Source organism: Rhodovulum steppense (assembly GCF_004339675.1).
GTDB classification, from domain to species: Bacteria; Pseudomonadota; Alphaproteobacteria; order Rhodobacterales; family Rhodobacteraceae; genus Rhodovulum; species Rhodovulum steppense.
Genome location: NZ_SLVM01000003.1, coordinates 102,929 through 129,376, shown reverse-complemented (window position 1 = coordinate 129,376; position 26,448 = coordinate 102,929). Strand labels below are relative to the sequence as shown.

The 26,448-nt window shown below is 67.7% G+C and carries 31 protein-coding genes; 14 read left to right on the top strand and 17 right to left on the bottom strand.

Translation table 11 applies throughout. The features are described 5' to 3' along the window. From EV216_RS02940 to EV216_RS02900, 9 genes are read right to left on the bottom strand one after another with little or no spacing between them, the layout of a single operon-like run. Positions 1-507 carry a flagellar basal body-associated FliL family protein gene (locus tag EV216_RS02940; protein WP_132693569.1) on the bottom strand — a complete coding sequence of 169 codons (507 nt, stop codon included), beginning with the start codon at positions 505-507 and terminating at the stop codon, positions 1-3. Positions 508-515: 8 nt separating this feature from the next. Then, positions 516-1,253, bottom strand: a complete 738-nt coding sequence (gene flgH, locus EV216_RS02935) for a flagellar basal body L-ring protein FlgH (RefSeq protein WP_132693568.1) — start codon at positions 1,251-1,253, stop codon at positions 516-518. 12 nt (positions 1,254-1,265) lie between these two features. Next, positions 1,266-1,703 (bottom strand): flagellar basal body P-ring formation chaperone FlgA, encoded by a 438-nt coding sequence (flgA, locus tag EV216_RS02930; RefSeq protein ID WP_132693567.1) that lies wholly within the window; start codon positions 1,701-1,703, stop codon positions 1,266-1,268. Further along, positions 1,703-2,488 carry a flagellar basal-body rod protein FlgG gene (flgG, locus tag EV216_RS02925; protein ID WP_132693566.1) on the bottom strand — a complete coding sequence of 262 codons (786 nt, stop codon included), beginning with the start codon at positions 2,486-2,488 and terminating at the stop codon, positions 1,703-1,705. Before flgG ends, flgA begins: the two co-directional genes overlap by 1 nt. A gap of 18 nt (positions 2,489-2,506) precedes the next feature. Next, positions 2,507-3,229: a flagellar hook-basal body complex protein gene (locus EV216_RS02920; protein ID WP_132693565.1), complete on the bottom strand. Its 723-nt coding sequence runs from the start codon at positions 3,227-3,229 to the stop codon at positions 2,507-2,509. Between the two features lies 1 nt (position 3,230). Next, a complete protein-coding gene (locus EV216_RS02915) occupies positions 3,231-3,497 on the bottom strand; it encodes a flagellar biosynthetic protein FliQ (RefSeq protein ID WP_132693564.1) in 267 nt (88 codons plus the stop codon). Positions 3,498-3,500: 3 nt separating this feature from the next. Then, complete coding sequence (fliE, locus tag EV216_RS02910) at positions 3,501-3,785, bottom strand: flagellar hook-basal body complex protein FliE (protein ID WP_132693563.1); 285 nt, start codon at positions 3,783-3,785, stop codon at positions 3,501-3,503. Between the two features lie 11 nt (positions 3,786-3,796). Further along, complete coding sequence (gene flgC, locus EV216_RS02905; protein ID WP_132693562.1) at positions 3,797-4,189, bottom strand: flagellar basal body rod protein FlgC; 393 nt, start codon at positions 4,187-4,189, stop codon at positions 3,797-3,799. Between the two features lie 9 nt (positions 4,190-4,198). Further along, entirely contained in the window at positions 4,199-4,594 is a 396-nt protein-coding gene (locus EV216_RS02900) for a FlgB family protein (protein WP_132693561.1), read from the bottom strand. 84 nt (positions 4,595-4,678) lie between these two features. On the opposite strand from EV216_RS02900, the gene EV216_RS02895 reads away from it, so the two are divergent. Further along, the gene (locus EV216_RS02895; RefSeq protein WP_132693560.1) at positions 4,679-6,019 is read left to right on the top strand and encodes a FliI/YscN family ATPase; all 1,341 of its coding nucleotides are present in this window, start codon (positions 4,679-4,681) and stop codon (positions 6,017-6,019) included. A gap of 16 nt (positions 6,020-6,035) precedes the next feature. On the opposite strand, the gene EV216_RS02890 is transcribed toward EV216_RS02895, so the two are convergent. The 6 genes from EV216_RS02890 to EV216_RS02865 all read right to left on the bottom strand — a co-directional run bounded on the left by EV216_RS02890 (position 6,036) and on the right by EV216_RS02865 (position 9,713). Then, positions 6,036-6,830 carry a DUF1217 domain-containing protein gene (locus EV216_RS02890; RefSeq protein WP_132693559.1) on the bottom strand — a complete coding sequence of 265 codons (795 nt, stop codon included), beginning with the start codon at positions 6,828-6,830 and terminating at the stop codon, positions 6,036-6,038. Then, positions 6,827-7,234 (bottom strand): flagellar biosynthesis repressor FlbT, encoded by a 408-nt coding sequence (gene flbT, locus EV216_RS02885; RefSeq protein WP_132693558.1) that lies wholly within the window; start codon positions 7,232-7,234, stop codon positions 6,827-6,829. Before flbT ends, EV216_RS02890 begins: the two co-directional genes overlap by 4 nt. Beyond that, on the bottom strand, positions 7,231-7,611 hold the full coding sequence (gene flaF / locus EV216_RS02880; RefSeq protein ID WP_165899120.1) for a flagellar biosynthesis regulator FlaF: 381 nt from the start codon (positions 7,609-7,611) through the stop codon (positions 7,231-7,233). Before flaF ends, flbT begins: the two co-directional genes overlap by 4 nt. Positions 7,612-7,688: 77 nt before the next feature. Next, positions 7,689-8,897 (bottom strand): flagellin, encoded by a 1,209-nt coding sequence (locus EV216_RS02875; RefSeq protein ID WP_132693557.1) that lies wholly within the window; start codon positions 8,895-8,897, stop codon positions 7,689-7,691. A 209-nt stretch (positions 8,898-9,106) separates the two neighbouring features. After that, positions 9,107-9,442: a hypothetical protein gene (locus EV216_RS02870; protein WP_132693556.1), complete on the bottom strand. Its 336-nt coding sequence runs from the start codon at positions 9,440-9,442 to the stop codon at positions 9,107-9,109. Further along, a complete protein-coding gene (locus tag EV216_RS02865) occupies positions 9,432-9,713 on the bottom strand; it encodes a rod-binding protein (protein WP_132693555.1) in 282 nt (93 codons plus the stop codon). The genes EV216_RS02870 and EV216_RS02865 overlap by 11 nt, the downstream gene beginning before the upstream one ends. A gap of 117 nt (positions 9,714-9,830) precedes the next feature. On the opposite strand from EV216_RS02865, the gene fliK reads away from it, so the two are divergent. After that, positions 9,831-11,633, top strand: a complete 1,803-nt coding sequence (gene fliK / locus EV216_RS02860; RefSeq protein WP_132693554.1) for a flagellar hook-length control protein FliK — start codon at positions 9,831-9,833, stop codon at positions 11,631-11,633. A gap of 14 nt (positions 11,634-11,647) precedes the next feature. Continuing rightward, the gene (locus EV216_RS02855) at positions 11,648-12,322 is read left to right on the top strand and encodes a flagellar hook capping FlgD N-terminal domain-containing protein (protein WP_132693553.1); all 675 of its coding nucleotides are present in this window, start codon (positions 11,648-11,650) and stop codon (positions 12,320-12,322) included. A gap of 6 nt (positions 12,323-12,328) precedes the next feature. On the opposite strand, the gene ubiB is transcribed toward EV216_RS02855, so the two are convergent. Both ubiB and ubiE read right to left on the bottom strand, forming a co-directional pair. After that, positions 12,329-13,858: a 2-polyprenylphenol 6-hydroxylase gene (gene ubiB / locus EV216_RS02850; protein WP_132693552.1), complete on the bottom strand. Its 1,530-nt coding sequence runs from the start codon at positions 13,856-13,858 to the stop codon at positions 12,329-12,331. Then, on the bottom strand, positions 13,859-14,611 hold the full coding sequence (gene ubiE, locus EV216_RS02845) for a bifunctional demethylmenaquinone methyltransferase/2-methoxy-6-polyprenyl-1,4-benzoquinol methylase UbiE (protein WP_132693551.1): 753 nt from the start codon (positions 14,609-14,611) through the stop codon (positions 13,859-13,861). Between the two features lie 85 nt (positions 14,612-14,696). Here ubiE and mutM point away from each other — a divergent pair, with 85 nt between their 5' ends. The 11 genes from mutM (at position 14,697) to EV216_RS02790 (ending at position 26,421) form a co-directional block, all read left to right on the top strand. Further along, a complete protein-coding gene (gene mutM, locus EV216_RS02840; protein WP_132693550.1) occupies positions 14,697-15,548 on the top strand; it encodes a bifunctional DNA-formamidopyrimidine glycosylase/DNA-(apurinic or apyrimidinic site) lyase in 852 nt (283 codons plus the stop codon). A gap of 62 nt (positions 15,549-15,610) precedes the next feature. Then, the gene (locus EV216_RS02835) at positions 15,611-16,387 is read left to right on the top strand and encodes an enoyl-CoA hydratase (RefSeq protein ID WP_132693549.1); all 777 of its coding nucleotides are present in this window, start codon (positions 15,611-15,613) and stop codon (positions 16,385-16,387) included. A gap of 242 nt (positions 16,388-16,629) precedes the next feature. Beyond that, positions 16,630-16,896, top strand: coding sequence for a 30S ribosomal protein S20 (rpsT, locus tag EV216_RS02830; RefSeq protein ID WP_132693548.1), 267 nt, complete (start codon positions 16,630-16,632; stop codon positions 16,894-16,896). 583 nt (positions 16,897-17,479) lie between these two features. Continuing rightward, the gene (gene dnaA, locus EV216_RS02825) at positions 17,480-18,826 is read left to right on the top strand and encodes a chromosomal replication initiator protein DnaA (RefSeq protein WP_132693547.1); all 1,347 of its coding nucleotides are present in this window, start codon (positions 17,480-17,482) and stop codon (positions 18,824-18,826) included. Between the two features lie 116 nt (positions 18,827-18,942). Next, on the top strand, positions 18,943-20,061 hold the full coding sequence (dnaN, locus tag EV216_RS02820) for a DNA polymerase III subunit beta (RefSeq protein ID WP_132693546.1): 1,119 nt from the start codon (positions 18,943-18,945) through the stop codon (positions 20,059-20,061). 58 nt (positions 20,062-20,119) lie between these two features. Then, the gene (gene recF, locus EV216_RS02815) at positions 20,120-21,232 is read left to right on the top strand and encodes a DNA replication/repair protein RecF (RefSeq protein ID WP_132693545.1); all 1,113 of its coding nucleotides are present in this window, start codon (positions 20,120-20,122) and stop codon (positions 21,230-21,232) included. 38 nt (positions 21,233-21,270) lie between these two features. After that, complete coding sequence (locus EV216_RS02810) at positions 21,271-21,849, top strand: LysE family translocator (protein WP_424511165.1); 579 nt, start codon at positions 21,271-21,273, stop codon at positions 21,847-21,849. 78 nt (positions 21,850-21,927) lie between these two features. Then, a complete protein-coding gene (gene gyrB, locus EV216_RS02805; RefSeq protein ID WP_132693543.1) occupies positions 21,928-24,345 on the top strand; it encodes a DNA topoisomerase (ATP-hydrolyzing) subunit B in 2,418 nt (805 codons plus the stop codon). Positions 24,346-24,491: 146 nt separating this feature from the next. After that, positions 24,492-24,770 (top strand): hypothetical protein, encoded by a 279-nt coding sequence (locus EV216_RS02800; RefSeq protein ID WP_207893962.1) that lies wholly within the window; start codon positions 24,492-24,494, stop codon positions 24,768-24,770. A gap of 66 nt (positions 24,771-24,836) precedes the next feature. After that, positions 24,837-25,799 (top strand): DUF808 domain-containing protein, encoded by a 963-nt coding sequence (locus tag EV216_RS02795; RefSeq protein ID WP_132693542.1) that lies wholly within the window; start codon positions 24,837-24,839, stop codon positions 25,797-25,799. 196 nt (positions 25,800-25,995) lie between these two features. Then, positions 25,996-26,421 carry an NUDIX hydrolase gene (locus EV216_RS02790; protein WP_243641944.1) on the top strand — a complete coding sequence of 142 codons (426 nt, stop codon included), beginning with the start codon at positions 25,996-25,998 and terminating at the stop codon, positions 26,419-26,421. Positions 26,422-26,448: the final 27 nt, after the last annotated feature.

The window sequence follows — 26,448 nt, the reverse complement described above, 5'->3', positions numbered from 1 at the left end:
TCAGGCGTCCTGGCGGACGATATCGGTGATCAGGATGTCGCGCGCGCGTGCGCCGATCACCTGGTCGGCCGCCTCCAGAAGGGCGCGCCGCAGCATGGTCATGGTGCCGGTCTCGGTAAAGGCGCCGTCGAACCCGCCGGCATTGGCATGGTCGAACATGACCTGAAGAAAGGCGTCGCGCAGCTTGGGCTCGTTCTTGAAGACCAGTTCCGTGCTGCCCGTCGTGACCTCGATGCTCAGGGACATCACCACCAGCGAGGCGACCCGGCCGTTGCGCACGACCGGAATCACGAACTGGTTGTTCAGCTTGATGAAATCGCGTTCCGCATCCGCCTTTCCGTCGGCCGCGGGCTTCGCCGTGGGCGTGCCCGCGGTCTGGGCGGCGTCCTCGCCGGCTTCGCCTTCGGCCATGACCTCGGGCTCGGGTGCGGGGCGCAGGAAGAACCCCGCACCGGCCCCCGCAAGAAGGCCGACGACCGCGATGATGACGGGGAGAAGCTTGCCCATCTCGGCCCTCAGAACGGCAGCAGGATGTCAGCGACCTGCTGGCCATAGCGCGGTTGCTGCATGTCGGTGATCTGGCCGCGCCCGCCATAAGAGATGCGCGCCGAGGCGATCTTGTCATAGGTGATCTCGTTCTGGCGCGAGATGTCCTCGGGCCGGACATAGCCCGTGACGATCAGTTCCCGCATCTCGAAATTGACCCGCACCTCCTGCGAGCCCTCGACCCGCAGCACGCCATTCGGCAAGACTTCGGTGATCGTCGCGGCGATGCGCAGCGTCAGCTTCTCGTTGCGGCGGACCGAGCCGTTGCCATTGTGGTTCGTGCTCGAATTGGCATTGGCCGCATTGGCCATCGTGGCCCCGTCGGGCAGCGCCTGGTCGATGATCTGGGGCAGGCCCAGCATCTGCGGAATGCCCATCGAGGTCGAGCCGGTGCGGCTGCGCGCGGTCTGGTTCGAGATCTCGGCCTTGTCGTCGATCTGGATCACGACCGTCATGATGTCGCCCTGCCGTCCCGCGCGCCGATCGCCCAGCAGCGACTTGCGCCCGCCCGCCCAAAGCGACGAGCTGTCCACCGGCCTGCGCCGCTCGGCGGCGTTGGGCAGGCCGCCCTGCGCGGTCATCGCGTAATATTCGTTGCTGCCCTCGACCGGCTTGAAGGCCGGTGCCTTGCCGACATCCTCCAGCTTCGAACAGGCGGTGGGCAGGGCAAGCGCCGCAGCGCAGGCAAGAAGGATCAGGCGGTTCATGGGCTTGGGCTCCTAGGGTCTGGCAGAGGCGCCGACGGTCACTGTGCCGTCCGACGCGACGAATCCGGTGACGGTCGTGCGCGAGGCGAGGTTCATCACTCTGAGCGGGTCGCCGATGCCCGCGCGTTCCAGCGCGCGGCCATCGGCCGCGATGTTCACGACGCCGTTGCGGTAGAAGACCGTCACGATCTGGTTGCGCTCGATGATCGCGGGGGCGCCCAGATCGCCGGCCATGATCGGTCGCCCGGCATAGAGATTGACGCGCGCCTCCTGCCCGATCGCGTCGTAGGGGTCGGTCAGCGCGCCCGCCATCGTGCCCTCGGCCAGCGCGACATCGCCGGGCCCCAGGATCGTCTGGCCGCGGATCGTTCGCGTGGCCACCAGCATCTCGGCCGAAATCGGGGCCGGGGCGGCGGCGGCAAGCGCGCCGAGGAGCAGCACGGTCCGCATCAGCGCACCTGCGTCGTGGCGGCCAGCATCTGGTCGGCGGCGGTGATGACCTTGGAGTTCAGCTCATAGCCGCGCTGGGCCTGGATCAGTTCGGTAATCTCGCGCACCGGATCGACCGTGCTTTCCTCCAGATAGCCCTGGCGCAGCGTGCCATAGCCCTCGTCGCCGGGAACGCCCGCGATCGGTCCGCCCGACGCCTCGGTCTCGGTGAACAGGTTCGAGCCGATGGCCTCCAGCCCCTTCTCGTTGGTAAAGATCGTCAGCGTGAACTGGCCCAGAAGCTGCGGCTGCACCTGGTTCTGGAAATAGGCATAGATCTCGCCATCGGCATTGATCGACAGGCTGCGCACGTCGTCCGGGATGACGATGCCCGGCGCCACCTCGAACCCGTCCGAGGTCACGATCAGCCCGTCGCCGGTGCGTTTCAGCGCGCCGTCCCGGGTATAGGCGGGGTTGCCGTTCGGCAGCGTGACCTCCAGATAGCCCCGCCCCTCGATCGCGACGTCCAGATCGCCCCCGGTCTGCGACAGCGCGCCCTGCGCCAGGTTCACCGTGACCGAGGCCGGCCGCACGCCCAGGCCCAGCTGCACCCCGGTCGGCAGCACCGTGCCGTCCGAGGCGTTGATCGTGCCCGGCCGCGTCACCTGCTGGTAATGCAGGTCGGCGAACTCGGCCCGGCGGGCGTCGTAGCCCGTGGTGCTCATGTTGGCGAGGTTGTTCGAGATCACCTCGACCCGCATCTGCTGGGCCGACATGCCGGTCGCGGCGATGGAGAGGGCGCGCATGGGTCAATCCTTTCCGGTCTAGCTGTTGCCGCTCAGGGTGCGGACGGCGCTGCGGATACGTTCGTCCTCCTGGTTGAGGAAGTTCTGGCCAAGCTCGTAGGCGCGCTGAACCTCGATCATCCGCGTGATCTCGGAGACCGCGTTCACGTTCGACTGCTCGACATAGCCTTGCAGGATGGTGCCCTCCAGGAACGGCTCGGGTGCGCCGCCGGGGTCGAACAACGTGCCGGCGACATGGGTCATCGCGTTGCGGTCGGCGGGCAGGAACAGCCCGATCTGCCCCAGAAGCTGGCCATCCGCGCTCAGCGTCCCATCCGCCGCCAGCGCGACCGAGGCGGCGTCGGGCGGCACGAAGATCGGTGCTCCGCCGCCATCCAGCAGCCGGTGGCCATCGGGCGAAACCAGTTCGCCATTGGCGTCCGGCGTGAAGCTGCCCGCCCGGGTCAGCCGCTCGCCCTGCGGCGTTTCCAGCAGGAAGAACCCCTCGCCCTCGATGGCGAAATCGAACTGGCCATTGGTCTGGGTCAGCGGCGCCTGGCTGAGGTCGATGTTGCGCACATGCGCATTCGCCATCGACAGCGACCCCCCCGGCCCGTCGAGCGCGGCGATATGTTCCGAAAAGATCACGCCCTCGCGCCGGAACCCGGCTGTCGAGGCATTGGCGATGTTGTTCGCCACGCTCTGCATCTCGCGCATCAGCCCGACCTGGCGGGTCAGCGTGGTGTATCCGGTGCTGTCCATCTCAGATCCCCGCGATCATCGGCACGATCCGGCCGGTGAAGAAACTGGTCAGCGTCTCGGTCATGAAGGCCATCGACATCCAGAACACGATCAGGATCGCCGCCAGCTTGGGCACGAAGGTCAGCGTCATTTCCTGCACCGAGGTCAGCGCCTGGAACAGGCCGATCGCGACCCCGGTGACCAGCGCGGCGGTCAGGATCGGGATCGAGATGATCACCGCGATCCACAGCCCCTGGCGCAACGTGTCGTAGAAGACGAATTCGGTCATGGCCTACACCGGCATCCTGAGGATTTCCTGATAGGCCTCGACCACCTTGTTGCGCACGGTCACGGCGGTCTCGACGGCCAGTTCGGTCTGGGCCAGCGCCTGCACCAGCGCATGCGGATCGGCGCCCCCCGACATCGCCGCCATCGCCGTCTGCTCGCCATTCTGCAGCATCTGGCCGAATTTCTGGGCCGCATCGGCAAAGACGCCGCCCTGCTCGGGTTTCTGCGGCTGGGTCGCGGGCCTGGCCGATGCATAGGCATTGGCGGCGATGCTGGAACGGATATCCATGGATCGATCTCCTAACGGCGCAGAAGGTCGAACAGGCCGCGCGACATCTGCCGGGCCTGATCGAACAGTTTCAGGTTCGCTTCGTAGCTGCGCTGTGCCTCGCGCGCGTCGGCGATCTCGATGATGAGGTTGACGTTCGAGCCGTCGTAATGCCCGGTCGCATCGGCCATCGGATGCGAGGGGTCATAGACCTTCGGCAGCTCGGTCCGGTCCAGCCGAACCGGCCCCGTCCGGACCGCGCCCTCCGGCCCCTTGGACGCCAATTCGGCCTCGAAACTCGTCAGCTTGCGCCGATAGCCGGGCGTATCGACATTGGCGATGTTCTCGGACAGGTGGCGCAGCCGCTGTGCCTGGGCGCGCAACCCGCTGGCCGAAAGGCCGCGACTATCGCTGAGATCGGTCATTCAAGCCTCCTATCCCCCCGACCGGCCAAGGCTGGTGCGGATGATGCTGAGCGACGAGCGGTAGACCGCCAGCGCCAGGTCGTGCTTGCTCTTGGTGTCGGCCGCCTTCAGCATTTCCTCTTCCAGGGCAACGCTGTTGCCGTTCGGCTCGCCGGGCACGTCGTCGGCGCGCAGCTCGGTGCGGAAGGGCAGGGGGTCGCGCGCCGGCATGTGCCCCTCGCGCGTCCTGCGCAGGCCCATCTCGTCCCCGGTCTTGCGGTAGGTGTCGGCGAATGCCGCGATGTCCTGCGCCCGGTATCCGGGCGTGTCTGCATTGGCCACGTTGCGGGCCACGACGGCCTGGCGCGTGCCGGCATGCGTTGCCAGCCCATGCGCCATGCGAAAGATTTCCAGCTTTTCGAACATCGGGGATTCTCCCTCGGCTTCAATCAAGGCTTAAGGATGATTCCTTTAGAAACGGTAAGTGTCGGCCCGGACCGGAGACCCCGCATGCCCGAAAGCCCCTTCGCCGCCCTTCAGGCGCATATCGCCGCGCTGGCCCCGATCCGCGCGGTCGGCCGCGTCACCGCCGCGGGCAGCGGCACGGTGACCGTCTCGGGCCTGTCGGCCGAGGCCGGGCTGGGCGATCTGGTCGAGATCCGGCATGGCCGTGGCGTGCGTCGGCGGGGCGAGGTGCTGGCGCTGGCCCAGGGCACGGTGACCGTGCTGCCCGACGGCACGCCCGAGGGGCTGTCGGTGGGCGACCGCGTCGTGTTGACCGGCCCGGGCCATATCGCGCCGCATCGCGGCTGGCTTGGCCGGATCGTCGATCCGTTCGGCCAGCCGCTCGACGGCCGCCCGCTGATGCCGGGACCGGAACCGCGGCCGCTGCGCGCCGCGCCGCCCCCTGCCACCGCGCGCCGGGGCCTCGGCCCGCGGCTCGGCACCGGGCTTGCAGCCTTCGACACGCTTCTGCCCATCGTGCGCGGCCAGCGCATCGGCCTGTTCGCGGGTTCGGGCGTCGGCAAGTCGACGCTGCTGGCCAAGCTCGCCCGCGGCGTTCAGGCCGACATGGCGGTGATCGCCATGGTCGGCGAACGCGGCCGCGAGGTCGGCGAGTTCGTCTCGCATGTGCTGGGGCCCGAGGGCATGGCGCGCTCGGTGATCGTCGCGGCCACCTCCGACCAGTCGCCGATGGTGCGCCGCCGCGCGGCCTGGGCGGCGATGGCCGTGGCCGAGCATTTCCGCGACGAGGGCCACCATGTCCTGTTCCTCGCCGATTCGGTTACCCGCTTCGCCGAGGCGCATCGCGAGCTTGCCCTTGCCGCGGCCGAACCCGCGGCGCTGCGCGGCTATCCGCCCTCGACCGCGCAGGCGATCATGGCGCTTGCCGAACGCGCCGGCCCGGGCGTCGAGGGCGCGGGCGACATCACCGCCGTCTTCTCGGTGCTGGTGGCGGGCTCGGACATGGAAGAGCCGGTCGCCGACATCCTGCGCGGCGTGCTCGACGGCCATGTGGTGCTCGACCGGCGCATCGCCGAACGCGGGCGGTTCCCGGCAGTCGATCTGCTGCGCTCGGTCTCGCGCAGCCTGCCGCGGGCGGCCAGCGGTCCCGAGAACGCCCTGATCGCGCAGGCGCGTCGCCTGCTCGGGGCCTATGACCGCGCCGAGATGATGATCCAGGCGGGACTGTACGCCGCCGGGTCCGACCCCGAGATCGACGCCGCGATCCGGGTCTGGCCCGGGCTCGACGCCTTCCTCTCCGAAGACGCGCCAGGCGATGTCGCAACCAGCTTCGCCCGTCTGTCCGACGTCCTCGCGGCGGCCGATCCGGCCGGTTCCCGGGGCTGATCCGGCCCGGTGCGCCTCAGCCGCCGCGCAGCAATGTCAGCGCGGTCTGGCCCGGGCTGTAATTGCCGCCGCCCGAGGCGATCTCGCTGCGGATCAGGAACATCTTGATCAGCTTCTCGCGCTTGTCCGGGTCGGTGAACTGCGCCGCCTCGGAACTGCCGAACATCGCCTTGGCCTTGTCGCGATAGACTTCGAGCTGCCGGTCGAGATCCAGCGCGGCAAAGGCGGTGGGCAGCCCGAACGCGGTGTCGAAGACCTGCCGCAGCGGGCCCGAGCCCATCACGCTGAACCATTTGCCCCGGTCGCTTGACTCGTCCTGTGCGATGCCGCCCAGGTCGCGGTCGATGTTCAGCGCCAGGCGCATGTCGTTGTTCTGCTGGCCGACCGCCACCTCGAAGCTGCGCTCGCGATAGGCCTTGGCGATCCGTTCCGCAAAACCCGGCTCCTGGGTGCGTGGCGGGCCGGACCCGCCAAAGCCGAAGGCCTCGGCCAGCTTGAAATAGCTCTTGTCGGCCAGCTTGTTGGCCAGCGCGTCATCGGCGCTGGTGCCCTCGGACAGCACCTTTCGGATGAAGAATTTCGAGCCGATATCGTCCTGCAGCCCGAACGCCCCCAGCGCCACCTTCAGCAGCCGGTAGTCCGAGACGATCTCGTCCGCATTCGTGACCTTGCCGATCTTCTCCGCGAAATAGTCGATCTCGCGCTGAACCGTCGTGGATTTGTTGAAAGCCTCCTGCTGGCGCTCCATCGTGCGTTCGAGAAAGCGCCAGCCGGCGTAACCGCCGATCGGCAGGATCGGCTGAAAGCTCATGACGGCCTCGTACCCGCCAGCAGGCGTTCCTCGCGCGGCAACAGGCTGCGCAACGCCTTCAGCGCCTGGTAGTAATCCGCCGCCAGCACCGCCTGGGTGGCCAGTGTCAGCTGGGTGCGGCTGTCATGGTCGGTCAGCACCTGGCTCAGCTGTTCGATCCCGCGCAGCAATTGCGGGCGGATGTCCTCGGGCACCGAATCGCCCGACAGCACCAGTTGCGCCATGTAGCAGACCCGGCGCACGGGCGTGTTCACCTCTTCGGGGTGGATCGCGTCGCGCAGCCGCAGGATGTTGGCGTTGGGCGTCTTGATCGACAGTCGGGTGCGGCGGTCGCCATTCTCGATCACCGCGCCATTGACCAGCACCCGTTCCTTGGGACCCAGCTTCAGGACAAGACCGCTCATGCCTCCGCCTCCGATTTCCCGAGGCCGCGCATCACGGCGGTATTGATCTCGACCAGAGGGCCGACATCGGCCTTGCCGTTCAGCACCTCGCGGCTGTGATGGGTGGTGAATTCGAACAGGTAGAAGATGCGCGCGCGCAGTTGCGTCGGCAGCCCGTTGTCGCCATCGGCGACATCCGCGGCCAGCATCGTCCACAGCTTGCGGTTTTCGTGGATTGCGGCGGCGAGGGCGGGATAGTTCTTCCGTCCGTCGGCATCTGCGGCCTTCAGCCGGGCGGTGATGCGGGCAAAGGCCGCGTATTCGGTGGCGCGGGGGGGGCGGGTCTGGGCCTGGGTGGGGGCCGAATAGGCATTCCGGGCCATGTGCAGGGCGTTCACTGTCTGTCCTTCCGTTCTGAGAGGGGGCTAGGTGCGTCAGGAAAGGGCCGGGGCTTTTGCCCCGGCCCTGCCTTGCCTTAGCGGAAGAGCGACAGCAGGTTCTGCGGCGCCTGGTTGGCGATCGACAGCGACTGGGTGGCCAGCTGCTGCTGGACCTGCAACGCCTGGAGCCGGGCCGAGACCGCCTCCATGTCGGCATCGACCATCGAGCCGATGCCGGTTTTCATCGAGTCCATCAGCTTGCTGACGAAATCGTTCTGGGTCTCGAGCTGGTTCTGCGACGTGCCGAAGGCGGCGGCAGCGTCGATCGAGGTCTTGATCAGGCCGTCGATTGCCGCAAGCGCATTGGTGGCGCCGGTAGCGTCCGACACGTTGATCGCCTCGAGGGCACCCAGTCCGCCCGTCCCGGCATTCTTGAACTGCATGCTCACCGACAGGTCGTTCGCGCCGTTATTGGTCAGGCTGAGCGTTCCGGCGGCGGCGGCGTCATAGTCCACCTCGAGTCCGCTGATGCCGAGCGCCTCGATCTTGGCCTTCAGCGAGGTCGCGGCCACGGCCTCGGGCGTGGTCGAGTCGATATCCGCCTGCGAGAAGGTGTGGGTCACCGTCTTCTCGCCGATCCGCACGCTGAGGCTGTCGCCAACCTCGTAGGTCGCATCCAGGATGAGGATGTCGTCGGACCCGCCGGTGGCATCCAGCGAGAAGGCGGCGGCGTCCCCGTTGGTCGATGCACCGGTGGTGCCGGAGAACGCATCCTTGGCCGTATAGTCGCCGATCGAGAGATCCTGCGAGGCCACGTCGATCTTGGCCGAGGTCACCAGACCGGCCGAGTCGCGGTTCAGCGACGACAGCACCTCCATCGTGCCGGCGGTGCCGTCGATCAGGTTGACGCCGTTGAACTGGGCGGCGCCGACGACCGAGGCGACCTGCTCGCGCAGCGCGTTCACGTTGGCCTGGATCTTCGTCCGCTCTTCGTCGTTCGCGGCGCCCACGGACTGAACGATCTGGTCCTTCATGTCCTTGAGCAGGTCGGTGATCGATTCGGCTGCGTTGCGCGCCACCGAAACGGTCGCTTCGGCGCCCGACAGGCCGTCCGAGATCTTCTTGAAGCCCGAGACGTCGGCTTCCATCGTCTTGGCGATGGCCCAGACGGCGGCGTTGTCCTTGGCGGAGTCGATCGACTTGCCGGTCGAGATTTCCGACTGCACCTTGGCGAGGTTGTTGTTGATGCCCTTGAGGGTCTGCAGCGCGACCATTGCGCCGCTATTCGTGTTGATGCTGGACATGGTTCCGGTCCTTCCTTGCGTATGGCGCTTTGCGCCACGGGTTGAAGCCGCCTGTAACGACGATCCGAGGTGTTCTCACCCTTACGGCTGTGGAGAGGTCCCGTGCCGTGCCATCCATCTTCCGGACGCGGTCCCGAGCATTTCAGCTGCGGGTTAAACGACGGCTAATGAAACTGGGTATTACCGGGGCGTCTGGGCGAAAATGAGGCCTAGGCACGGCGGGTCAGCGACCCTTGCGTGGCGCCGATCGGGCTGCACTGGCCGCTCTTGTCATAGGTGCTGAGCGGCGCGGCCGGTTCGCGCGCGCGGCGCAGGGTTTCGGCCGCGCTGTCCACGCCGCGACGCACCGCCTCCAGCAGCCCGGCATTGCGCTCGGCCAGCGCCCTGAGCCGCGCCAGCCTGTCGGCATCCTCCTCGGGCGCCGCCGCCAGGGCCGCGGCCAGCCGTTCCTTCTCCTCGGCGATCCCGGTCAGCGCCGCGAAATCGGCCCGGCGCAGCGCCTCGGCCTCGCGCTCCAGAAGATCCTCCAGCGCCTCACTTGCCATCGGCCCGCTCCTTCAGCGCTTCGAACAGCCGTTCCGCCAGCCCGATTCCGCCCGCGCGCACCATCTCCCCGGCCTGCGCCTCGCGCAGGAACGAGGCGAACTGCGTCTCGCCCGCCCCGCCGGTGAACGGCCCCTGGGTCTCGCCCAGGCCGGCATGTTTCAGCATCTCGGCCAGGAACTGCGCCTCCAGCTTCTGCGCGGCCTCGCGCAGGCGCGTTTCCTGAACGGCGTGGCTCTGGCCGCCAACGGGTGCGGTAACGGGAGGCAGCATGGCATGATCCCTAAATTGCGAGTCGTTTTCCCGGTTATGCGGGGCAAGCGGTAAAGAAGCGGTAACCGCTTGTCGGCCAGTCTGCTCCCGACCAGTGGCAGAAGTCCGGCGATGCGCATGCAACCCTTTCCCCTTTTCGACCTTGCGGCGGGCGGCCTGCCCGTGCAGCCCGACGCGGCCCGTCCCGGCGCGGCGCTGCCCGGGGCAGAGCCCGGCGCCTTCCTTGCCGCCTTCGCCGGGGAACAGGGCGCCGCGCCCGCCCGCCTGCCCCCCGGCCTGTCCGACGGTTCCGGGGTGGCCGCGGCGCTGCCCCTGCACCTGGTCCCCGCCGATGACGGGGCCGGATCGACCGCCGGGCTTGCCCTGTGGCGCCCGGCCGAACCCGGCGCGCGTCTCGCGGCCGGGATGGCCCTGCTGCTTGGTTCCGCTGCGCAACCGACCGAGGAGCCGGTGCTCCGCGACCCCGCCGGGGACAACGGATCCCGGCCCGTCGCCGCATTCCCGCCCGCCGAGGCGACCGACGGGAATGCGGACAGCGTCCGCCCCGACATGGCGCCCCCGCTCGCCCCGCCCGCTCCGCTGGCAGGGTCCGACGACACCGACCCCGATACCGTTCCGCCGTCCCGCCGCGCCGATGCACCGCTCCCCGCGGCGGAACTGCGCGTTCCCGGGGCGGCAGGCCCCGCGATGCCCGGCGCGCCCCTTCCCGCCCCCGTCCTGGACCGCGTTGCCGAGCAGGTTGCCGCGCAGCGCCCCGCAGCGCCCGGCCGCGTCGATGCGTTTCCCGGGGCAGCGCCTGCCCGGCCCGCGCTGGGCTCCCCGGCGGATCCCGCAGCGCCCCGTGCGCCGGAGGTTACGCCCCCCGCCGCCGGGGCGTCCGCCACCGCGCGCCCCGATCCGGGCGCAGCCCCCCTCCCGTCCCGCGCCATGCCGCCCCCGGCCGAGGCACGGCAGCCCGGAACCGGCCCGGAGGCGCGCCCTGAAATCCAGCCCGAAACCCGGAACGAAACGCGCCCGGACCCGCGTCCCGTTCCCGCTCCGCCCGTGATGGCCGCGCGGCAGACGCCCCCCCTTGCCGCCCCCGCCGGGGCGGAGGCGCCGGAGCCGGAGGCTCTGCCGACGGGCGACGCCCCCTCCGCGGCCACGGATGACAGGCCGCCGCTTGCCGAGGCCCGCCCCGCCCCCCCGGCGATGCCCGGCAAATCAGGCCCCGACACCCCTGCAACGGCGCTGCGCCAGGCGGCGGATGCCGACCCCCAACCCGCGCGCGTCGGCAAGCGCGCGGTCCGCGCCGATCGGTCTGCCGACCTGCCACCCCCGGTCGGCCCCGTCCTGCGCCCCGATTCGGGCAGCGCGCCCGCCGCCGCCCTGGTCCCGCCCCAGGATGTCACGCCAACCGATCCCGCGCGCGCGTCCGCCGTGTCGGGCGATGGCGCCGTGACCGAGACCGCGGCGCGCGGCGATGCGCCCGGACCCGAACGCCCGGGCGCCGACGCGCCCCGGTCTTCCGTCCCCGCGCCGCAGCTTGCCGATGCCCCGCGCCCGGCGATGCGCACCATGGCCGAGGCCCTGCACCGGGCCGCCGACGGCGCGGTGGAACTGACGCTCAGCCCCGAGGAACTGGGCCGGGTGCGCCTGACGCTGGCGCCGGGCGAGAACGGCATCACCGTCACGATCAATGCCGACCGCGCCGATACGCTCGACCTGATGCGCCGCCATGCCGACCTTCTGGGCAATGCGATGCGCGAGCTTGGCTATGGCGAGGTGGTGCTCGATTTCCGGGGCAAGGGCGGGCGGCAGGGGCAGGCCCCTGACAGTGCCCCCACCCCCGGCATGACGGGCGATGACAGCGCCCCGTCCGCCCCACCCGCGACCGCAGGCCGGACCATGGCCGCGGGCGGGCTCGACCTGCGCCTTTGAACGGAGTGATCCAGATGACCAGCGTGACCTACCCGACCGCCGCCACGACCACCGCCGCCACGACCACCGCCGCCTCGCCCAGCGCCAAGGCCGCCAATATCAGCAGCGATTTCGAGACCTTCCTCAAGATGCTGACGGTCCAGATGAAGAACCAGGATCCGCTCAATCCGATCGAGTCGACCGATTATGCGGTGCAGCTCGCGACCTTTTCGGGGGTGGAACAGCAGGTGCGCACCAACGACCTGCTCAAGCAACTGACCGAGAACATGGGCGGCGCCGGGCTCGCGCAATACGGCACCTGGGTCGGGATGGAGGGGCGCGCCGCGGTGCCCGCACAGTTCACGGGCACTCCGATCACGGTCCTGCCCCAGCCCCTGCCTGCGGCCGACAGCGCCCAGCTTGTCGTGCGCAACGCCAGTGGCCGCGAAGTGCAGCGCCTGCCCATCGCCACCGATGGCTCGCCGGTGCAATGGACCGGTGTGGGACAGGACGGGGCCACGCTTGCCTCGGGCCGCTACAGCTTCGTGGTCGAGAGCTTTTCGGAAGGCGCGCGCATCGGCGAAAGCGCGGCCGAGATCTATGCCCCCATCGTCGAGGTGCGCAGCGATGCCAGCGGCGTCAAGCTGGTCTTCCAGGGCGGCGGCGAGACATCGGCCAGCAACGTGACCGCGCTGCGCCAGCCGGGCTGAGGCCGCTCAGACCAGCAGCGCCAGCGCCACCGCCGCACCGCCCGCCACCGCGCCCAGCCCCGCCCACAAGGCGGGCTTCAGCGCCCTGGATCGCGTCGGCTCGGGCGGCGGGTTCGACTGGCGGATCAGCGCGGCCTCGGCCATTTCCGGCAGCCGCGGGCCGAACCGCGCCAGCACCAGCGCGGTGCGCCTCAGATCCCGGATCAGCGCCTTGGGTCCGATATTCTGCTTGATGTAGTCCTCGACGATGGGCCGGGCGACTTCCCAGATATTGATCGACGGGTTCAGCGACCGCGACACCCCCTCGACCACGACCATCGTGCGCTGCAGCAGGATCAGTTCGGTCCGCGTCGCCATGCCGAAGCGTTCGGTGACCTCGAACAGATAGGCCAGAAGCCGGGCCATCGAGATATGGCTCGCATCCATCCCGAAGATCGGCTCGCCGACCGAGCGCAACGCCTGCGCGAACTCGTCGATATCGCGGTCATAGGGAACGTATCCGGCCTCGAAATGCACCTCGGCCACCCGGCGGTAATCGCGCCGGATGAAGCCGAACAGGATCTCGGCATAGACCCGGCGGGTATATTCGTCGATCCGCCCCATGATGCCGAAATCGAACACCAGGATATCGCCGTTCGGCGCGACCTTCATGTTGCCCTGGTGCATGTCGGCATGAAAGAACCCGTCGCGCAGCGCATGCCGCAGGAACATCGACAGCACCCGCTCGCCCAGCACCCGCCGGTCATGCCCCGCCGCGTCCAGCGCCGCATTGTCGCCGATCGGCTCGCCCTCGCACCAGCCCAGCGTCATCACCCGCTTGCCCGACAGCGGCCAGATCACCCGCGGCACGACAAACCCCGCATCGCCCTCGGTATTCGCCGCGAACTCGCCCGCCGCCGCCGTCTCGATCCGCAGGTCCAGCTCGCCCGCCACCACGCTGTCGAAATGCGCGATCACGCCGGTCGGCCGCAGCCGCCGCGAGAACGGCGCCAGGATCTCGATGGTCGAGGCCGCCAGGTAGAACGCATCCACATCCTTGCGGAAATCGCGCTCGATATTCGGCCGCAGCACCTTGACCGCCACCAGTTCCCCGGTCTCGCGCACCCGTGCCTTGTGCACCTGCGCGATCGAGGCCGCCGCGATCGGTTCCGAGAACTCCGAGAACAGCTCGTCCGCCGGGCGGCCCAGCTCCAGCCCCACGGTTTCCTTCGCCACCTCGATCGGAAACGGCGGCAGCTTGTCCTGCAACACGCGCAGCTGCACCGCCAGCTCGTCGCCCACCACATCGGGCCGGGTCGAGAGGATCTGGCCGAACTTGATATAGGCCGGCCCCAGCGCGGTCAGCGCCCGCGTCACCGGGGGCTGGTCGGGATCGCCCTTCTTGCCCAGCACCTTGAACGGCCAGCCCAGGATGCGCGCCGCCACCCGCACGCTGGCGGGCGCCTCCATCGCCTCAAGGACAAAGCGGTTCGCGCCCGTGCGCTCGAAGGTGGCCAGCGTCTGCACCAGCCGGACGATATTGTGGGGACCGCGCACCTAGATCTTCCAGCCCGAATGCAGCGCCGCGATGCCCATCGACATGTTGCGGTATTTCACCTGCTCGAACCCGGCCCGGCGGATCATGTCGGCAAACGTGTCCTGATCGGGGAACTTGCGGATCGATTCCACTAGGTATTGATAGCTGCCGCGATCGTTCGTCACGATCTGCCCCATCACCGGGATCACGTTGAAGGAATAGCGGTCATAGGCCCATTGCAGCATCGGGTTGGGCATCTGGCTGAATTCCAGAACCATCAGCCGCCCGCCGGGGCGCAGCACGCGATAGGCCTCGTTCAGCCAGTCCTGGATGCGGGTGACATTGCGGGTGCCGAAGGCGTTGGTCACCACGTCGAAACTGCCCGTCTCGAAAGGCAGCGCCATCGCGTCGCCCACCACCCAGTCCAGATCCTCGCCCAGCCGCTCGGCCTCGGCGCGTTTCTGGCCCTCGACCAGCATCGACTCGGTCAGGTCGCAGACCACCGCCTGCGCCCCCGGCGCGCGCTTGAGGAACCGGAACGCGATATCGCCCGTGCCGCCCGCCACATCCAGCAGCCTTTGCCAGGGCTGCGGCGCCAGCCAGTCCATCATCGCATCCTTCCAGACGCGGTGAATGCCCGCCGACATCAGATCGTTCATCAGGTCATAGCGCGAGGCGACGCGGGTAAAGACCCCGTGCACCATCCCCGCCTTTTCCTCTTCGGGCACCGTCTGGAAACCGAAATGCGTGGTGTTCTGGGCTTGCTCTGTCATGGGCCTTGCCGTTGATCTGCCGCGCCCTTCTTATAGGGCGCCCTGCGGGGACTACAATGCGAAGCGGACCACAAGGAAGGCCCCGATGCCCGAATTGCCAGAGGTAGAGACAGTGCGTCGCGGCCTGTCGCCGGTGCTGGAGGGCCGGGTGATCGCCCGCGCACAGGTCAACCGCCCCGACCTGCGCTGGCCCTTTCCCGAAGGGATGGCCGACCGGCTGACCGGCGCGCGGGTGATCCGGCTGGGGCGGCGGTCGAAATACCTGCTGGCCGATCTCGACACCGGCGAGACGCTGATCTGGCATCTGGGCATGTCGGGCCGGGTGCTGGTCTCGGGGCAGATGCTGGGCGCGTTCGTCCACGCCCATCCCGCGCCCGAGAAACACGATCATGTCGTGCTGGATATCGAGGGCGGCGCGCGCATCACCTTCAACGACCCGCGCCGCTTCGGCGCGATGGACCTGATCGCGACCGACCGCCTGGAAACCCATCGCCTTCTGGCGGGGCTTGGCCCGGAACCGCTCGGCAACGCCTTCGACGAACCCTATCTGGTGGCCCGCCTGCGCGGCCGGATGACGCCGATCAAGGCCGCGCTGCTGGATCAGCATGTCGTGGCGGGGCTGGGCAATATCTATGTCTGCGAGGCGCTGCACCGCGCGGGCATCTCGCCGAAACGGCAGGCGGGCCGGATTGCCGCACCCCGCGCGGCAAGCCTCGTGCCCGTGATCCGCGACGTTCTGGCCGAGGCGATCGAGGCGGGCGGATCGTCCTTGCGCGATTACCGCCGAACCGACGGGGAACTCGGCTATTTCCAGCATGCGTTCCGCGCCTATGGCCGCGCGGGCGGGCCCTGCCCGACCCCCGGTTGTGGCGGGACAATCGGGCGAATCGTCCAGTCCGGGCGGTCGACCTTCTACTGTCCGCAATGCCAAAGATAGCTTGAAAGCCCGGGCCAGAAGGTTAAGGGTTCGGCTCCGAACGGAACGGAGGCGAGCCCCAGATGGCTTACAAGACGCTGATCGTCGAGATCGAAGACCATGTCGCGCTGATCCGGCTGAACCGGCCCGACGCGCTGAACGCGCTGAATGCCGAGCTGATGGCCGAACTGGCCGACGCGGTGGCCCAGGCCAACGCCAATGACAAGGTGCGCTGCATCGTGCTGACCGGCTCGGAAAAGGCGTTCGCCGCCGGGGCCGACATTCGCGAGATGAGCCAGAAAAGCTTTGTCGACGTCTTCGCGGGCGACCTCTTCACCCCCGAGACCGAACGCTTTCTCGCCTGCCGCAAGCCGATCATCGCGGCCGTGTCGGGCTATTGCCTCGGCGGGGGCTGCGAACTGGCCCTGATGTGCGATTTCATCATCGCCGCCGACACCGCGAAATTCGGCCAGCCCGAGATCAATCTGGGCGTGGTCGCGGGCATCGGCGGCACCCAGCGGCTGACCCGCATCATCGGCAAGTCCAAGGCGATGGACATGCACCTGACCGGCCGCTTCATGGATGCCGAAGAGGCGGAACGCTCGGGGCTGGTCAGCCGCGTGGTGCCCGCCAAGAAGCTGATGGAAGAGGCGATGGCCGCCGCCCAGAAGATCGCCGAGAAATCGGCGCTGACCGCGATGGCCGTCAAGGAATGCGTCAACCGCAGCTACGAGACGACCCTGCGCGAGGGGCTGCTGTTCGAGCGGCGCATGTTCCACATGATGTTCGCCACCGAGGACCAGACCGAGGGCATGCAGGCTTTCGTCGAGAAACGCGAACCGCAGTTCCGCGACAAGTAGTCCCGCGAAATAGCCTCGCGGGGGGGCCGAAAAAAGTCATATGGAATTCATATGGGTTTCATATGGAATTCCGATCCGGTTTTTCGGCCTTTCCTTCGGTCCCGATCTGCCCTATAGGCCGGGGCCTGCATGCGCGTGAGGCCCGCTCTGGCCGGAATCAGCCGGTGATCTGGACACCCGGCCGGGAACTCGTCGCGCGAGGATTTTGAACGACGACCCGGACACAGAGGTATCTGAAAACCATGGCAAATTCGCCCCAGGCCAAGAAACGCGCCCGCCAGATCGAACGCCGCACCGCGGTGAACAAGGCCCGCCGCTCGCGCATCCGCACCTTCCTTCGCAAGGTCGAGGAGGCCATCGCGACCGGCGACCAGGCCGCCGCCACCGCCGCCCTCCGCCTCGCCCAACCCGAACTGATGCGCGGCGTGACAAAAGGCGTCGTCCACAAGAACACCGCCGCCCGCAAGATCTCGCGGCTGTCGGCCCGGGTGAAGGCTCTGGGGGCCTGATCGGCCATAAAAACAAGGCATTTCAGGGGCGTGGCGCAGGCCGCGCCCCTTTGCTTTCGGGCCGATCACTTCGCCCGCGTGGCGGTCCGGACACGGGGTCCGGATTCGTTTCCGGTAAAGCTTCCGTCAAGGCCGAAGTTCTGTTGCGCCCCTCGCAGGGGGCGGTCTACCGTCTTGCAAGCGATTCATATCGACTTGGGGGGACATGGCGCACGCGGTCCCCGCGGATGTTCCGAGGGCCGTGGGTGCGCGGCCGGGGCGTCTTCGGGGAGCAATCCGGAACTCGCGAATAGGGGATTCGTGAAGATCGGACGCGACACAGGCGTTGCCCGGCGGATACCGCCCGGAACGGCCTGAGCCTCATGTCCATTGTTGCCCGCGCGGAAGCGGAGCCGAACGGAACAGGAACCGGTGCCTGGGAGCGGGTGCGACCGGGAGTGTCTCGGTCGCTCTTCTGTCCGACTGGTGCGGGCCGGGTCTTTGACCTCTCTCGTCGGTTGGGCGTGGGGGCGTGTGCGTTTTGCCAAAACGGCGGGGGCACTCGTCAGCCGGATGATCTGGGACGGAGCGAAAGCGGGCGAAGATGACAGAAGACACCTGGGGACGTGTTTGCAGGGACCTCGAAAAAACGATCGGAAAGAACAACTATGTGACCTGGATCGCACCGCTCGAGTTCCATGCTCTCGAGAACGGGGTCGCACGGTTCGGAGTGCCGACGAATTTCGTCGGTGAATGGGTCAAGCGAAACTTCGGGGACCGGATCGTCGAACATCTCGTTCGAAACGGCGTGGTGGTCGATCGGCTGGAATTCGCCGTGTCCGGTGCGAAAGCGTCCGTTGCCGCGGCGACGCGGCCCGCGCCCCAGCCCGAAGCGCGCAGCGATGTCGACCTGCCCGGTGCAACCCTGGACGCGCGCTTCACCTTCGAGACCTTCGTGACCGGCAAGCCGAACGAACTGGCCCACGCCGCGGCGCGCCGCGTGGCCGAGGGCGGGGCGGTAACATTCAACCCGCTGTTCCTGTATGGCGGCGTCGGGCTCGGCAAGACCCACCTGATGCATGCCATTGCCTGGGAATTGCGCGAACGCGTGCCCGAGGCCAAGGTGGTCTACCTGTCGGCCGAGCAGTTCATGTACCGCTTCGTGCAGGCGCTGCGCGAGCGCGACATGATGGGCTTCAAGTCGCTGTTCCGCTCGGTCGATGTGCTGATGGTGGACGATGTGCAGTTCATCGCGGGCAAGGATTCCACGCAAGAGGAGTTCTTCCATACGTTCAATGCGCTAGTCGATCAGGGCAAGCAGATCGTCATCTCGGCCGACCGCGCGCCGGGCGAGATCAAGGATCTCGAGGACCGGATCAAGAGCCGCCTGCAATGCGGGCTGGTGGTGGACCTGCACCCCACCGATTACGAACTGCGCCTCGGGATTCTGCAGCAGAAGGTGGACATGTATCGCCAGCAATATCCCGGTCTGGTGATTTCCGACGGGGTGCTGGAATTCCTGGCGCACCGGATCACGACCAATGTCCGCGTGCTGGAGGGCGCGTTGACCCGGCTCTTTGCCTTTGCCTCGCTGGTGGGCAAGGAAATCACGCTGGATCTGGCGCAGGATTGTCTGGCCGATATCCTGCGGGCGTCCGAGCGCAAGGTCACGGTCGAGGAAATCCAGCGCAAGGTCAGCGAGCATTTCAACATGCGGCTTGCCGACATGGTCGGGCCGAAGCGGCACCGCACCATCGCGCGGCCGCGCCAGATCGCGATGTGGCTGGCCAAGCAACTGACCCAGCGCAGCCTTCCAGAGATCGGGCGCCGTTTCGGCGGGCGCGACCACACCACGGTGATGCACGCCGTCAAGCGCATCGAGGAATTGCGCGCGACGGACTCGCAGATTGCCGAGGATCTGGAAATGCTGCGCCGCACGTTGGAAGGCTGAGGGCGCTCGGCTACGGCCTTGACGCCCTTGCGAAAGTCTCGGACAGTCCAGAAAACGCTTGAGCCGGGGGGCGGAACCGCTACGGTTCGCCTCCCGTCGGCATGAGGAGCGAGGGCATGAAATTCAGCATCGAACGCGGCACCCTTCTGAGGGCGGTCGGTCAGGCGCAATCTGTGGTCGAGCGGCGCAACACGATCCCGATCCTGGCCAATGTGCTGATAGAGGCCGAGGGGGACAAGGTCAGCTTTCGCGCCACCGATCTGGATATCGAGGTGGTCGACAAGGTGCCCGCCCAGGTCGAGCGGGCGGGCGCGACCACGGTGCCCGCGGTGACCCTGCACGAGATCGTGCGCAAGCTGCCCGACGGCGCGCTGGTCGAGCTGGCCGATGACGGGGCCGCGGGGCGGATGACGGTGCGGGCCGGGCGATCGCATTTCACGCTGGCCACGCTGCCGCGCGAGGATTTCCCGGTGATGGCCTCGGCCGAGTATTCGTCGAATTTCGCGGCCCCCGCCCCGGTTCTGCGGCGGTTGTTCGACAAGTCGAAATTCGCGATCTCGACCGAGGAGACCCGCTATTACCTGAACGGCGTCTACATGCATGTGGCCGATGGCGAGGGTGGCCGGGTGCTGCGCTGCGTGGCGACCGACGGCCACCGGCTGGCGCGGATCGATGCGGCCCTGCCCGAAGGCGCCGAGACGATGCCGGGCGTGATCGTCCCGCGCAAGACGGTGGGCGAGCTGCGCAAGTTGCTGGACGATGACGAGGCGCAGATCGCGGTCTCGGTCAGCGAGACCAAGGTGCGCTTTGCCACGCCCGAGATCACGCTGACCTCCAAGGTGATTGATGGCACCTTCCCCGATTACAGCCGGGTGATCCCGACCGGGAACACCCGCCGTCTTGAGGTTGATGCCGCCGAATTCGCCCAGGCGGTCGATCGCGTGGCGACGGTCAGTTCGGAACGGTCGCGCGCGGTCAAGCTGGCGCTCGAGGAGGACCGGCTGACGCTGTCGGTCAATGCCCCCGACAGCGGCGCCGCCGAGGAGGAACTGGCCGTTGCCTATGGCGACGAGCGGCTGGAGATCGGGTTCAACGCGAAATACCTGCTGGAAATCGCCAGCCAGGTGGACCGCGAGAACGCGGTGTTCCTGTTCAACTCGGCGGGCGATCCGACGCTGATGCGCGAGGGCAATGACAGCTCTGCGGTCTATGTCGTGATGCCGATGCGGGTCTAGCCCTTCTTCGCCGGATTGCCTCCGGCGGGGATATTTCCGGCCAGAAGAAGGACAGGGCGTGCTCAGGCTCGCGGTGACAGGCTTGACGCTGGCCCAGTTCCGCTCGCATTCGCGGGCGCGGCTGGCGCTGGACGGACGGCCGGTGGCGATCTTCGGACCGAACGGGGCGGGCAAGACCAATCTTCTGGAGGCGGTGTCGCTGTTGTCGCCGGGTCGGGGCCTGCGCCGGGCGGCGGCCGAGGATCTGGCGCGGGCGCCGGGGGCGCTGGGCTGGAAGGTCGGCGCGGTTCTGGACGTTCCCGGTCAGGTCCATGAGGTCGAGACCTGGGCCGAGCCGGGCGGAACGCGGCAGGTCCGGATCGACGGCAAGGCGGCGGCGCAGGTGGCGCTTGGGCGGATCGCGCGGGTGTTGTGGCTGGTGCCCGCGATGGACCGGCTGTGGATCGAGGGGGCCGAGGGGCGGCGGCGGTTCCTGGACCGGATCGCGCTGAGTTTCGAGCCCGCCCATGCCGAGGCCGTGCTGGCCTATGACAAGGCCATGCGCGAGCGCAACCGGCTGCTGCGGGACGAGGTGCGGGATGCCCATTGGTTCGCCGCGCTCGAAGGGCAGATGGCCGAGGCGGGCGCGGCGATCGGGATGAATCGGCGCGCGGCTCTGGCGCGTCTGGCGGCGGCGCAGGAGGGCGCCGAGACGGCGTTTCCTGCGGCGGACCTGGCGCTGTCGGGACCTGACGGGGCCGATCCCGAAACGGCCGAGGCGCTGGGGGGCGCGCTGGCGGCGGGGCGGGGGCGCGACATGGCGGCGGGGCGCACGCTGACCGGGCCGCACCGCGCCGATCTTGAGGCGGTGTTCACCGCCAAGGGCGTTCCCGCGCGGCATTGTTCGACCGGCGAGCAGAAGGCGCTGTTGATCGCGCTGATCCTGGCCAATGCGCGCGCGCTGGCGGCGGATTTCGGGGCGCCGCCCCTGGTGTTGCTGGACGAGGTGGCGGCGCATCTGGATGCGGGGCGGCGGGCGGCGCTTTACGACGAGATCTGCGCGCTGGGCGCGCAAGCCTGGATGACGGGCACCGGGGCGGAGCTGTTCGAGACGCTGGGCGGCCGGGCGCAATATCTGGAAGTCATGGAAACCGATGGCACAAGCCATGTGGCGGAAAGGGAAATGCGGTGAATGTGACGGGTTCGGAACTGTTACTCTATGCGGGAACGATGTTCGTTCTGTTCCTGACGCCCGGTCCGGTCTGGGTGGCACTGGCGGCGCGGGCGCTGTCGGGCGGGTTCCGGGCGGCCTGGCCGCTGGCGCTGGGCGTGGTGATCGGCGATGCACTCTGGCCGCTGCTGGCGATCCTGGGGGTCAGCTGGGTGGTCTCGTCCTACGGCGAGATCCTCGTGGTGCTGCGCTATGTGGCAAGCCTTGTGTTCCTGGTCATGGGCGTCCTTCTGATCCGCCATGCCGGGGCCGCGATCTCGACCGACAGCCGACTCACGCGCCCGGGGCTCTGGCCGGGGTTCCTGGCGGGGCTTCTGGCGATCCTGGGCAATCCCAAGGCGATCCTGTTCTACATGGGGGTTCTACCGGGCTTCTTCGATCTCAGCCGGGTGGGCGCGCCGGATATTGCGGCGATCGTGGCGATCTCGATGGCGGTTCCGTTCGCCGGGAACCTGGTCTTTGCGCTGTTCGTGGACCGGGCGCGGCGGACGCTGACCTCGCCCACGGCGCTGAGGCGGACGAACCGCATTGCGGGCGGGCTGCTGATCCTTGTGGGGCTGGTGATCCCGTTCACCTGACACCAAATATTGTGGGTGGCGCGTGACATTCCCACCACGAGACCGTATAAATCGCGCAGAAGAAAAAGGAACGCTGACATGGCGGAAAACGCGCGGCAGGCCGAGGAATACGGCGCCGATTCCATCAAGGTTCTCAAGGGCCTGGAGGCGGTGCGCAAGCGCCCCGGCATGTATATCGGCGATACCGATGACGGGTCGGGCCTGCACCACATGGTCTACGAGGTGGTGGATAACGGCATCGACGAGGCGCTGGCGGGTCATGCCGATCATGTGAGCGTCAGGATCCACGCCGATTCCAGTGTCTCGGTCAGCGATAACGGCCGCGGGATTCCCGTGGGCATCCACGAGGAAGAAGGCGTCTCGGCGGCCGAGGTCATCATGACCCAGCTGCATGCGGGCGGCAAATTCGACCAGAATTCCTACAAGGTCTCGGGCGGGTTGCATGGCGTGGGCGTGTCGGTCGTGAACGCGCTGTCGGACTGGCTTGATCTGCGGATCTGGCGCGACGGCAAGGAGCATTACGCCCGGTTCGAGCGTGGCGACACGGTCGAGCATCTGCGCGTGGTCGGGCCGTCCGAGGGACGCAAGGGGACCGAGGTGCGGTTCCTGGCCTCGCTCGACACGTTCTCGAACCTCGACTATGTCTTCAAGACGCTGGAAAACCGGCTGCGGGAACTGGCCTTCCTGAATTCGGGCGTGCGCATCGTTCTGGAGGACGAGCGCCCGGCCGAACCGCTGCGGGCCGAGCTGTTCTACGAAGGGGGCGTGCGAGAATTCGTGCGCTATCTCGACCGTCACAAGACGGCGGTCATGCCTGACCCGATCTTCATGACCGGCGAGCGGGACGGGATCGGCGTGGAAATCGCGATGTGGTGGAACGACAGCTACCACGAGACGGTGCTGCCCTTTACCAACAATATCCCCCAGCGCGATGGGGGCACCCACCTTGCGGGCTTTCGCGGGGCGCTGACCCGGACGATCAACAATTACGCGATGTCGAGCGGCATCGCCAAGCGCGAGAAGGTGAATTTCACCGGCGATGACGCGCGCGAAGGGCTGACCTGCGTGCTGTCGGTCAAGGTGCCAGATCCGAAATTCTCGAGCCAGACCAAGGACAAGCTGGTCAGTTCCGAGGTGCGGCCCGCGGTCGAGAGCCTTGTGAACGAGAAGCTGGCCGAATGGTTCGAGGAGAACCCGCAGCAGGCACGCCAGATCGTCGGCAAGATCATCGAGGCGGCGCTGGCGCGCGAGGCGGCGCGCAAGGCCCGCGAACTGACCCGGCGCAAGACGGCGATGGATGTGGCCAGCCTGCCCGGCAAGCTTGCCGATTGCCAGGAACGCGATCCGGCCAAGTCCGAAATCTTCCTGGTCGAGGGCGACAGCGCGGGCGGGTCGGCGAAACAGGGGCGGTCGCGGGCCAATCAGGCGGTTCTGCCGCTGCGCGGCAAGATCCTGAACGTGGAACGCGCGCGCTTCGACCGGATGCTGTCGAGCCAGGAGATCGGCACGCTGATCACCGCACTCGGCACCGGCATCGGGCGCGACGAGTTCGACATTTCCAAGCTGCGCTACCACAAGATCGTCATCATGACCGACGCCGATGTGGACGGCGCGCATATCCGCACGCTTCTCTTGACGTTCTTCTTCCGGCAGATGCCGCAGGTGATCGAGGGGGGCTTTCTCTACATCGCGCAGCCGCCGTTGTTCAAGGTCAGCCGCGGCAAGTCCGAGGTCTATCTGAAGGATCAGGCCGCGCTTGAGGATTACCTGATCGCCATGGGCATCGAGGGCGCGGTTCTGCGGCTGGGCTCTGGTGAAGAAATCGTGGGGCAGGACCTCGCCCGCGTGGTCGAGGAGGCGCGGCAGGTGCGGCGCATCCTTCAGGCGTTCCCGACGCATTACCCGTCGCATATCCTGGAACAGGCCGCGATCGCCGGTGCCTTTCTGGCGGGCCAGATCGACATGGACCTTCAGGGGGTAGCCGACCGCGTGGCGCAGCGGCTGGACCTGATCGCTTTGGAATACGAGCGCGGCTGGCAGGGGCGGCCGACCCAGGACCACGGTCTGCGTTTTGCCCGGGTGGTGCGCGGTGTCGAGGAGGTCCGCGTGCTGGACGGGCAGGTGCTGCGCTCGGCCGAGGCGCGGCGGCTTGGCGGGTTCACCGAAAAGCTGCAGGAGGTCTACGGGGCAACCGCGGCGCTAGTACGCAAGGACCGGGACCAGCCGATTCACGCGCCCAGCGGGCTGCTGGACGCGATCCTTGCCGAGGGCGAAAAGGGCCTGACATTGCAGCGCTACAAGGGGTTGGGCGAAATGAACCCCGACCAGTTGTGGGAGACGACGCTCGATCCCGAGGCGCGCACCTTGCTTCAGGTGCGCATCGAGGATCTGGCCGAGGCGGACGACATCTTTACCAAGCTGATGGGCGATGTCGTGGAGCCCCGGCGCGAGTTCATCCAGCAGAACGCGCTGAGCGTGGCCAATCTGGATTTCTGATCCGGTCTGACCGTTCGATTTGTTCCGAAGCGCCCCGTGCTGCCCTTGGACGTGCACGGTTTTGGCCTCATTCCGAACTTAGAATCTGGGCATGGACGCCCGGCGCAGCACGGCGCCGGGCCTTCAGGCAACATGCGAGGACAGACATGGCCCGAAGCTTCGGTGACGCCCGCCCGCTCGACGACGACACCTGCCTTTGTTGCGGCGACAATGTCGCCGTCGCCGCACTCGCGGCGCTGCTGCTCGGCCCCTTCGGCATGTTCTATGCCACGAGGGTCGGCGCCATCGTGATGATCGTGCTGACCGTTCTTGTCGCGCTGCCGACGCTGGGTTTCGGGGTGCTGCTGACCCTGCCGATCTGCGTGCTTTGGGCGGTCCTTGCGGCGATGCGCAACGCCTCGCACGCCGGAGCGCAGCCTGTCTGAACGGGCTTGTTTGCCGACTGACGGCGATTATGCTTGAAATCGGTGTTGCTGCCGCGGGGCGGGTGGATGAGCGGGCTGCTGGCGCTTCTCGACGACGTGGCGGCCATCGCCAAGGTGGCGGCGGCCTCGGTGGACGATGTCGTGGGGCAGGCCGTCAAGGCATCCTCCAAGGCCGCAGGGGCGGTGATCGACGATGCCGCCGTAACGCCGAAATACGTCCATGGCTTTTCCGCCGACCGCGAATTGCCGATCGTCTGGAGCATCGCCAGGGGGTCGGCCTTCAACAAGCTGGTGATCCTGTTGCCGCTGGCGCTGTTGTTGTCGGTCTTTGCGCCATGGGCGATTGCGCCGCTGCTGATGCTGGGGGGCGCCTATCTGTGCTTCGAGGGGGCAGAAAAGATCTGGCACGCGCTGCACCCCGGCCATGACGGGCAGGCGCTGGTCCACCGGAAAGAGGCCGACCCCCACCTGGAAGCGAAAAAGGTGAAAGGGGCGATCAAGACCGATTTCATCCTGTCGGCCGAGATCATGACGATCACCCTGGCCGCACTGCCCGACGGGATGGCGTTGTGGCAGGTGGCCGGTGCCCTGGCGGTGGCGGGGCTGATCATCACGGTTGCGGTCTATGGCGTTGTCGGGCTGATCGTGAAGGCCGACGACGCGGGGCTTGCCATGGCCGCAAGGGGGCGGCTGGCGGCAATCCGGGCGCTGGGCGTCGGTATCGTGCGCGGCATGCCGCATTTCATGCGGCTTCTGGTTATTGTCGGCACTGCGGCCATGATCTGGGTCGGAGGCTCGATCATCGTCCACGGCCTTTACGAACTGGGGGTAAAGGCGCCCTATCTCGGCATCCACCATCTTGCGTCCGCTGCGGCCCAGGCCGTTCCCGATCAGGTCCGTGCGGCTACCGAATGGGCGGTGACCGCCGGGCTTGACGGAATGATCGGCCTTCTGCTGGGTGCGCTGATGATCCCGCTGGTGAAATTCGCGGTCATGCCGGTGATGGGGTTGTTCTCGCGCAACGTCTGAGACCAGCGCGCGCCCCGGCAACGTTCCCTTGTCCTTCGCCGACTACAGTGTGGACTGTTGTTGTTTTCCTGCGGTTTTCGGTCCGTCGCCGGTCAATCCGCGAAAGATGTGAGGGTTCAAGCCGGCGAGAGGTGCTCAGGACATGATGGCCCATCGCGACAGATCCCGAAACGGAACCGAAATCGCCGCAATCCCGATGCGCTGGAGTTCGGACGGAACGCTTTTCGTGCTGATGGTCGCCGCGCGCGGTTCGGGGCGCTGGGTCATGCCCAAGGGATGGCGCATCAACGGAGCGATCCCATGGAAATCCGCCGAAATCCAGGCTCTGGATCGCGCCGGTGCCGTTGGCCATGTCGGCATCAACCCTATCGGCCGTTACCGTTACGATAGGATCATGCCGGATGGCGCGGCGATCTCCTGCGAGGTCGAGTTGTTTCCGATGCTGGTCGAACGATTGCGGCGCGACTGGAAGTATCGCCGGACCCGGCGGCGGCGCTGGTTCGAAGTGGCCGTGGCCGCAACTCAGGTCGAGGAGGCCGAACTCGCCGAGTTCTTGCGCAAGCTCTCCTGCAAGCCACCGCAGCGCACCGCGCTTGGCAGCCTGTTTTCCTGGTTCGACTGACAGGCCCCGTCGGCCGACCGGATGATG